Raw genomic sequence first — 6,613 nt, 5'->3', positions numbered from 1 at the left:
CATCCGCCTCTCCCGCCGCACCCTCGCCACCATCAAGGGCAACCTCTTCTGGGCCTTCGGCTACAACGTCGCAGCCCTGCCACTGGCCGCCGCCGGACTGCTCAACCCCATGATCGCCGGAGCCGCCATGGCCTTCTCCTCGGTCTTCGTGGTCACCAACAGCCTCCGGCTGCGCCGCTTCCGACCGGCCTGACCGGACCGGGGCCCGCCCGGTGCCCGTCCGGTGCCCGTCCGGGCCCCGGTCCCTCGGGGCGTCGGTCAACGCCCCAGCAGCTCGCCGCCGTTGCAGTGCAGGATCTCGCCGGTGATGAACCCGGCCTCGGGCGAGGCCAGGAAGTGCACCGCCGCCGCGACCTCACCGGTCTCCCCGATCCGGCCGAGCAGGGTGCGGGCCGCCCGCCGCGAGACCTCGGCCTCGTCCAGCCGGGGCCCGAAGAACTCGGTGCCGGCCACCGTTCCCGGCGCGACGATGTTCGCGGTGATGCCCGAGGGGCCCAACTGGGCCGCCAGGAAGTGGTTCCAGGCGTGCAGCGAGGCTTTCGCCGCGCCGTACGAACCGGCCCCGCGCAGGGCGGCGATGGAGCTGATGGTGACCACCCGGCCTGCGCCCGGGGTGAGCCGGTCGCGGACCGACTCGGTGAGCAGCACCACGGTCATCACGTTGCGCTCGAAGTCGCCGCGCCAGCGGGCCAGCAGGGCGTGCGGGCCGCCGCCGGCCACGGTCTCCCGGCTGCCGGCGTTGTTGACCAGGACGTCGATCCGTTCGGGCAGTTCACGCAGCACGGCCTCGACGTCGTCCGGGTCGGCGAGGTCGCACACCAGCGGGGTGACGTTCGGCCCGAGGTCGGCCGCGGCCTTCTCCAGGACCGCGCGCCGTCGGCCCACGATCACCACGTGGTCGTCCGACTCGGCGAACCGCCGCGCGACTTCGTACCCGATTCCCGTGCCACCGCCGGTGACGACGACGTTCCTGGACATCTGCGCACTCCCTCCCCAGTTCCGCCGGCGCGCTGCGAGGGTGCGCGACGGTCCGTACCGGAATGCCACGATTCCTATCACGCTCGGTTGCCGTCACTGCGGGGAGGGTGACGTCCCGCGCGGGAGAAGGTGTGATAAGAGCGGGATACGAGGCGCACACGGAGCGTGGCGAGAGGCAGCTCACACCCCCCGGGCGTAACTTCTCGCAGCCTGATACGTCTTAGGTTGGTAGTGCGGCAGTTTCGGCGGGCGGGGACGCGATGAACGGCAACGCGTCTCCCGCGCTTCCACCGGCTGCCGCCGACGGGGCTCCGGCGGGCCCCGGGAACGGCCGTCTCCTTCGACGGCCTTCGCGCACGACGCCGGGGTTCCGGCGGGCCTGGGACGCTTTGAGCGGCCGTCCCCAGGCTGCGGCCGACCCCGGAGTCGTGCGTCGTGCGGTTCCGTCCGCCTACGGGCCCCTTCCGGGGACCGACCGGGGACGCGAAGGGGCCCGGCCGCTCGGCGGCCGGGCCCCTCTCGACTTCCGCTCGGTCAGCGCGCGTCGAGCGGCACGTAGTCGCGGATCGCGGTGCCCGTGTAGATCTGGCGCGGGCGGCCGATCCGGCTGGTCGGGTCGTTGATCATCTCGTGCCAGTGGGCGATCCAGCCCGGCAGCCGGCCGAGGGCGAACAGCACGGTGAACATGCTGGTCGGGAAGCCCATGGCGCGGTAGATCAGGCCGGTGTAGAAGTCCACGTTCGGGTACAGCTTGCGCGAGATGAAGAAGTCGTCCTTGAGGGCGTGCTCCTCCAGCTTGAGCGCGATCTCCAGCAGCTCGTCGCTCTTGCCGAGCTGGCTGAGCACCTCGTGCGCGAGCACCTTGACCTGGGCGGCGCGCGGGTCGAACGCCTTGTAGACCCGGTGGCCGAAGCCCATCAGCTTGACGCCGGCCTCCTTGTTCTTCACCTTCGTGATGAACGAGTCGACGTCACCGCCGTCCTTCTGGATGCCCTCCAGCATCTCCAGCACGGCCTGGTTGGCGCCGCCGTGCAGCGGGCCCCACAGGGCCGAGATGCCGGCCGAGATCGAGGCGAAGAGGTTGGCGTGACTGGAGCCGACCAGGCGCACGGTGGAGGTCGAGCAGTTCTGCTCGTGGTCCGCGTGCAGGATGAGCAGCTTGTCCAGGGCGTTGACGATGACCGGGTTGAGCTCGTAGTCCTCGGCGGGGACGGCGAAGGTCATCCGCAGGAGGTTCTCGACGTAGCTCAGGTCGTTGCGCGGGTAGACGAAGGGCTGGCCCATCGCCTTCTTGTACGCGTACGCGGCGATCGTCGGCAGCTTGGCGAGCAGGCGGACCGTCGACAGGTGGCGCTGGGCCGCGTCGAACGGGTTGTGGCTCTCCGGGTAGAAGGTGGACAGCGCGCCGACCACCGAGGACAGCATGGCCATCGGGTGGGCGTCCCGCGGGAAGCCCTGGAAGAAGCGCTTGACGTCCTCGTGCAGCAGGGTGTGCTGGGTGATCTCGCGGCTGAACTCGGCCAGCTGCTCCGCGTCGGGCAGCTCACCGTTGATCAGGAGGTACGCGGTCTCGATGAACCCGCCCTGGGAGGCGAGCTGCTCGATCGGGTAGCCGCGGTACCGCAGGATGCCGTTGTCGCCGTCCACGAAGGTGATCGCGGACTTGTACGCGGCGGTGTTACCGAAGCCGTTGTCCAGGGTGACCAGGCCGGTCTGCGGGAGCAGCTTCGAGATGTCGAAGCCGGCGTTGCCCGCAGTGCTCTCGACGACGGGGTACTCGTACTCGCCGTCCTGGTACCTCAGTACTACCGAGTTGTCGCTCACGTCTTCCTCACCGACGAAATGAATCCTCTTCCAAGGTGCCCTGACTGCCTCCACCATCCCCCATCCGGAGGACAGCCGCGCACCCGGGGTGGCCCGAAAGGGCCCGCCCCTACAAAACCTGCCGCCGCAGCCGGTACGAACCGGACAAGATCGGCACCACCCTAGGCTCTGCCGTAAATCTCTTCACGTCAAGAGAACATTAGAGGCAACCATCCTGTTGGATAATCATCCAGTAGTCAGCCGATGATCGAGCGCGGTATGCCTCCGACCAGCGCTGACGGCCCGTACGGCCTGGGCGATCGCCTTCCGTGACCCCACCAGCACGACGAGTTTCCGTGCCCTGGTCACAGCGGTGTAGAGCAGGTTCCGCTGGAGCATCGTCCAAGCGGACATGGTGACCGGAATCACCACCACCGGGTACTCACTTCCCTGCGAGCGGTGGATCGTCACCGCGTACGCGTGGGCCAGCTCGTCGAGTTCGTCGAAGTCGTACACCACCTCCTCGTCCTCGTCGGTGAGCACCGTCAACCGCTGGTCGTCCACGCTGAGGGCGGTCACCACTCCCACTGTGCCGTTGAAGACGCCGTTCCGCCCCTTGTCGTAGTTGTTGCGGATCTGGGTGACCTTGTCCCCGACCCTGAACGTACGGCCGCCGAACCGGCGTTCGGCCAGCCCCTCCCGGGCCGGCGTCACCGCCCCCTGCAACAGCGTGTTCAGGTTCCCCGCGCCCGCGGGACCGCGGTGCATCGGCGCCAGCACCTGGACGTCCCGGCGCGGATCGAAGCCGAACTTCTGCGGGATCCGGCGCGCCACCACGTCCACCGTCAACCCGGCCGCCCGCTCCGCGTCGTCCTCCGCGAACAGGAAGAAGTCCGCCAGACCGTCCGTCAGTGGCGGCCTGCCCTCGTTGATCCGGTGCGCGTTGGTCACCACGCCCGACTGCTGCGCCTGCCGGAAGATCCTGGTCAGCCGCACCGACGGGATCGGCCCGCCCTCCGCCAGCAGATCCCGCAGCACCTCCCCCGCACCCACCGAGGGCAGCTGGTCCACGTCCCCCACGAACAGCAGGTGCGCCCCCGGCGGCACCGCCTTGACCAGCTTGTTCGCCAGGATCAGGTCCAGCATCGAGGCCTCGTCGACCACCACCAGGTCCGCGTCCAACGGCCGGTCCCGGTCGTACGCGGCGTCCCCGCCCGGCTTCAGCTCCAGCAGCCGGTGCACCGTCGAGGCCTCCACCCCGGTCAGCTCCGCGAGCCGCTTCGCCGCCCGGCCGGTCGGCGCCGCCAGCACCACCTTGGCCCGCTTCGCCAGCGCCAGCGTCACGATCGACCGCACCGTGAACGACTTGCCGCAACCCGGACCACCCGTCAGCACCGCGACCTTCTCGGTCAACGCCAGCCGCACCGACTGCTGCTGCTCCGGGGCCAGTTCGGCCCCGGTCCGCTTCGCCAGCCAGTCCAGCGCCACCGGCCAGTCCACGGACCCGAACCACGGCATCCGGTCCGTCTCCGACCGCAGCAGCCGCAGCAACTGGTTGGCCAGCGAGATCTCCGCCCGGTGGAACGGCACCAGGTACACCGCGGTGACCGTCCCGCCGTCCTCCCCCGGCACCGCCTCGCGCACCACGCCCTCGGCCGCCACCAGCTCCGCCAGGCAGTCGATCACCAGCCCGACGTCGACCTGCAGCAGTTTCACGCCGTCCGCGATCAGCCGCTCCTCCGGCAGGAAGCAGTGCCCCTGGTCGCTGCTCTGCGACAGCGCGTACTGCAGCCCGGCCTTCACCCGCTCCGGACTGTCGTGCGGGATCCCCACCGCCTGCGCGATCCGGTCCGCCGTCAGGAAACCGATGCCCCAGACATCCGAGGCCAGCCGGTACGGCTCGTTCTTCACCACCCCGATCGAGCCGTCGCCGTACTGCTTGTAGATTCGCACAGCCAGCGAGGTGGACACCCCCACCCCCTGCAGGAAGACCATCACCTCCTTGATGGCCTTCTGCTCCTCCCAGGCCACAGCGATCTTCTTCGTCCGCTTCGGCCCCAGCCCCGGCACCTCGATCAGCCGAGCCGGCTCGTTCTCGATCACCTCCAGGGTGTCCACCCCGAAGCGCTCCACGATCCGCTCGGCGAACCGCGGCCCGATCCCCTTGATCAGCCCCGAACCCAGGTACCGCCGGATGCCCTGCACCGTGGCCGGCAGCACCGTCGTGTAGTTCTCCACCGTGAACTGCCGCCCGTACTGCGGGTGCGAACCCCACCGCCCGTGCAGCCGCAGCGACTCCCCCACCTGCGCGCCCAAGAGCGCACCCACCACGGTCAGCAGGTCGTTCGCGCCCCGGCCGGTGTCCACCCGGGCCACCGTGTAACCGGTCTCCTCGTTGGCGTAGGTGATCCGCTCCAGGACACCCTCGACCTGCGCGAGCTGGCGCGGCTGCTGCTGCCCCGACTGCGCCTGCATGCTCACCGGGCCCCCTTCGACCGGTACGGGTGGACCATTCCGCTACGCACCGTACCGCCCGGCCCCGACAAGTCCGGAACCCCGGGGTCGGCCCCCGGGCGCGGACGCCCGCCGGAACCCTGCCGTGCAGCGCCCACGCCGAGGTGCCAGGCTGGGAGAAGCGAGGGGGACCGCCGACCACGCCCGCCCGGGCCCCGTCCGAGGAGCAGTGCCGTCATGCTCAACACCGCGTTCCGCCCAGGCTCCCCGAACTGGCTCGACCTCAGCAGCCCCGACACCCGGGCCGCCGCGGACTTCTACACCACGCTGTTCGGCTGGACCTTCGACTCGGCCGGCCCCGAGGCCGGCGGCTACGGCTTCTTCCGGCTCGACGGCCGGACGGTCGCCGCCCTCGGCCCCCTCGCCGAGGACGGCGCCCGGCCCGGGTGGACGCTGTACTTCGCGACCCTCGACGCGGACCGCACCACCGAACTGGTCGAACAGGCAGGCGGCCAGGTCAGGTTCACCCCCTTCGACGTATTCACCTCGGGCCGGATGGCCGGGTACACCGACCCCACCGGCGCCCACTTCGCCGTCTGGCAGCCCCACGACACCCGCGGCCTGGACCTCGTCGACGAGCAGGGCAGCCTCTGCTGGGCCGAGTGCTACAGCGTCGACGCCGACCGCGCCAAGTCCTTCTACCGCACCGTCTTCGGCTGGCAGGAACAGGACGTCCCGCTGGAAGGCTCGACCTACACCGTCCTCACCCCGGCCGGCGGCGGCACCGACGACGCCCACGGCGGCATCATGCAACTCGGTCCCGAGCAGACCGCCGCCGGCACCACCTCGCACTGGCTCCCGTACTTCGAGGTCCCCAACGTGGACGCCGCCCTCGCCATCGCGGCCACGCTCGGCGCCACCGTGCGGATCTCGGCCATGGACGTGCACGGCGTCGGCCGCCTCGCCCAGCTGATCGACCCGCACGGCGCCGTCTTCGCCGTCATCACCAGCTCGAAACCCGGACAGTGACACCGGATCACCCGCGGGCTGCCCCCGGAACCACCCCAGAAGAGGCGTGAAGGGCGCTACGGGCGTAGACCAGCGCGGAGGCGGCCCCGAGCCCCCTCCCGTGCTCCGATCATGAGCGAGACGACCGGTCTGACGATCCGCCCGGCCACCGAGTCCGACCTGCCCGCGCTCGTGGCACTGCCAGCGGACTGCCCGCATCGGCTTCGAACATCGGCTTCGAATTCGCCGTCAAAAGCCGAGGCCGGAAGACTCCGGAAATGCGAAGAACCCCCATCCGGATCCCGGATGGGGGTTCTTCTGAAGAATTGTTCGGCGGCGTCCTACTCTCCCACAGGGTCCCCCCTGCAGT

At 70.2% G+C, this 6,613-nt stretch carries 4 protein-coding genes and 1 pseudogene; 2 read left to right on the top strand and 3 right to left on the bottom strand.

Annotation, left to right across the window (positions count from 1 at the left end; translation table 11 throughout):
* Positions 1–193: pseudogene (locus IF30_RS0139660) on the top strand (haloacid dehalogenase); the annotation flags it as partial.
* Positions 194–258: 65 nt separating this feature from the next.
* On the opposite strand, the gene IF30_RS0139655 reads toward IF30_RS0139660, so the two are convergent.
* From IF30_RS0139655 to IF30_RS0139645, 3 genes are all read right to left on the bottom strand, one after another.
* The gene (locus tag IF30_RS0139655) at positions 259–978 is read right to left on the bottom strand and encodes an SDR family NAD(P)-dependent oxidoreductase (RefSeq protein ID WP_030247808.1); all 720 of its coding nucleotides are present in this window, start codon (positions 976–978) and stop codon (positions 259–261) included.
* Positions 979–1,512: 534 nt separating this feature from the next.
* Entirely contained in the window at positions 1,513–2,802 is a 1,290-nt protein-coding gene (locus IF30_RS0139650) for a citrate synthase (RefSeq protein ID WP_030247807.1), read from the bottom strand.
* Positions 2,803–3,027: 225 nt separating this feature from the next.
* Complete coding sequence (locus IF30_RS0139645; protein WP_030247805.1) at positions 3,028–5,256, bottom strand: ATP-dependent RecD-like DNA helicase; 2,229 nt, start codon at positions 5,254–5,256, stop codon at positions 3,028–3,030.
* A gap of 216 nt (positions 5,257–5,472) precedes the next feature.
* Between IF30_RS0139645 and IF30_RS0139640 the strand changes: the two genes are divergently transcribed.
* Positions 5,473–6,264, top strand: coding sequence for a VOC family protein (locus IF30_RS0139640; RefSeq protein WP_030247803.1), 792 nt, complete (start codon positions 5,473–5,475; stop codon positions 6,262–6,264).
* Positions 6,265–6,613: the final 349 nt, after the last annotated feature.

The sequence above is a fragment of the Streptomyces sp. NRRL S-350 genome, assembly GCF_000719705.1.
Classification (GTDB): Bacteria; Actinomycetota; Actinomycetes; order Streptomycetales; family Streptomycetaceae; genus Kitasatospora.
Note: the sequence above shows the minus strand (reverse complement) of the source record. Positions and strands in the feature narration are given on the sequence as shown.

What these genes read in the sequence shown, in the direction of transcription:
- IF30_RS0139655 (WP_030247808.1), bottom strand. Translation starts at nt 978, where the DNA reads ATGTCCAGGAACGTCGTCGTCACCGGCGGTGGCACGGGAATCGGGTAC.
- IF30_RS0139645 (WP_030247805.1), bottom strand. Translation starts at nt 5,256, where the DNA reads ATGCAGGCGCAGTCGGGGCAGCAGCAGCCGCGCCAGCTCGCGCAGGTC.
- IF30_RS0139640 (WP_030247803.1), top strand. Translation starts at nt 5,473, where the DNA reads ATGCTCAACACCGCGTTCCGCCCAGGCTCCCCGAACTGGCTCGACCTC.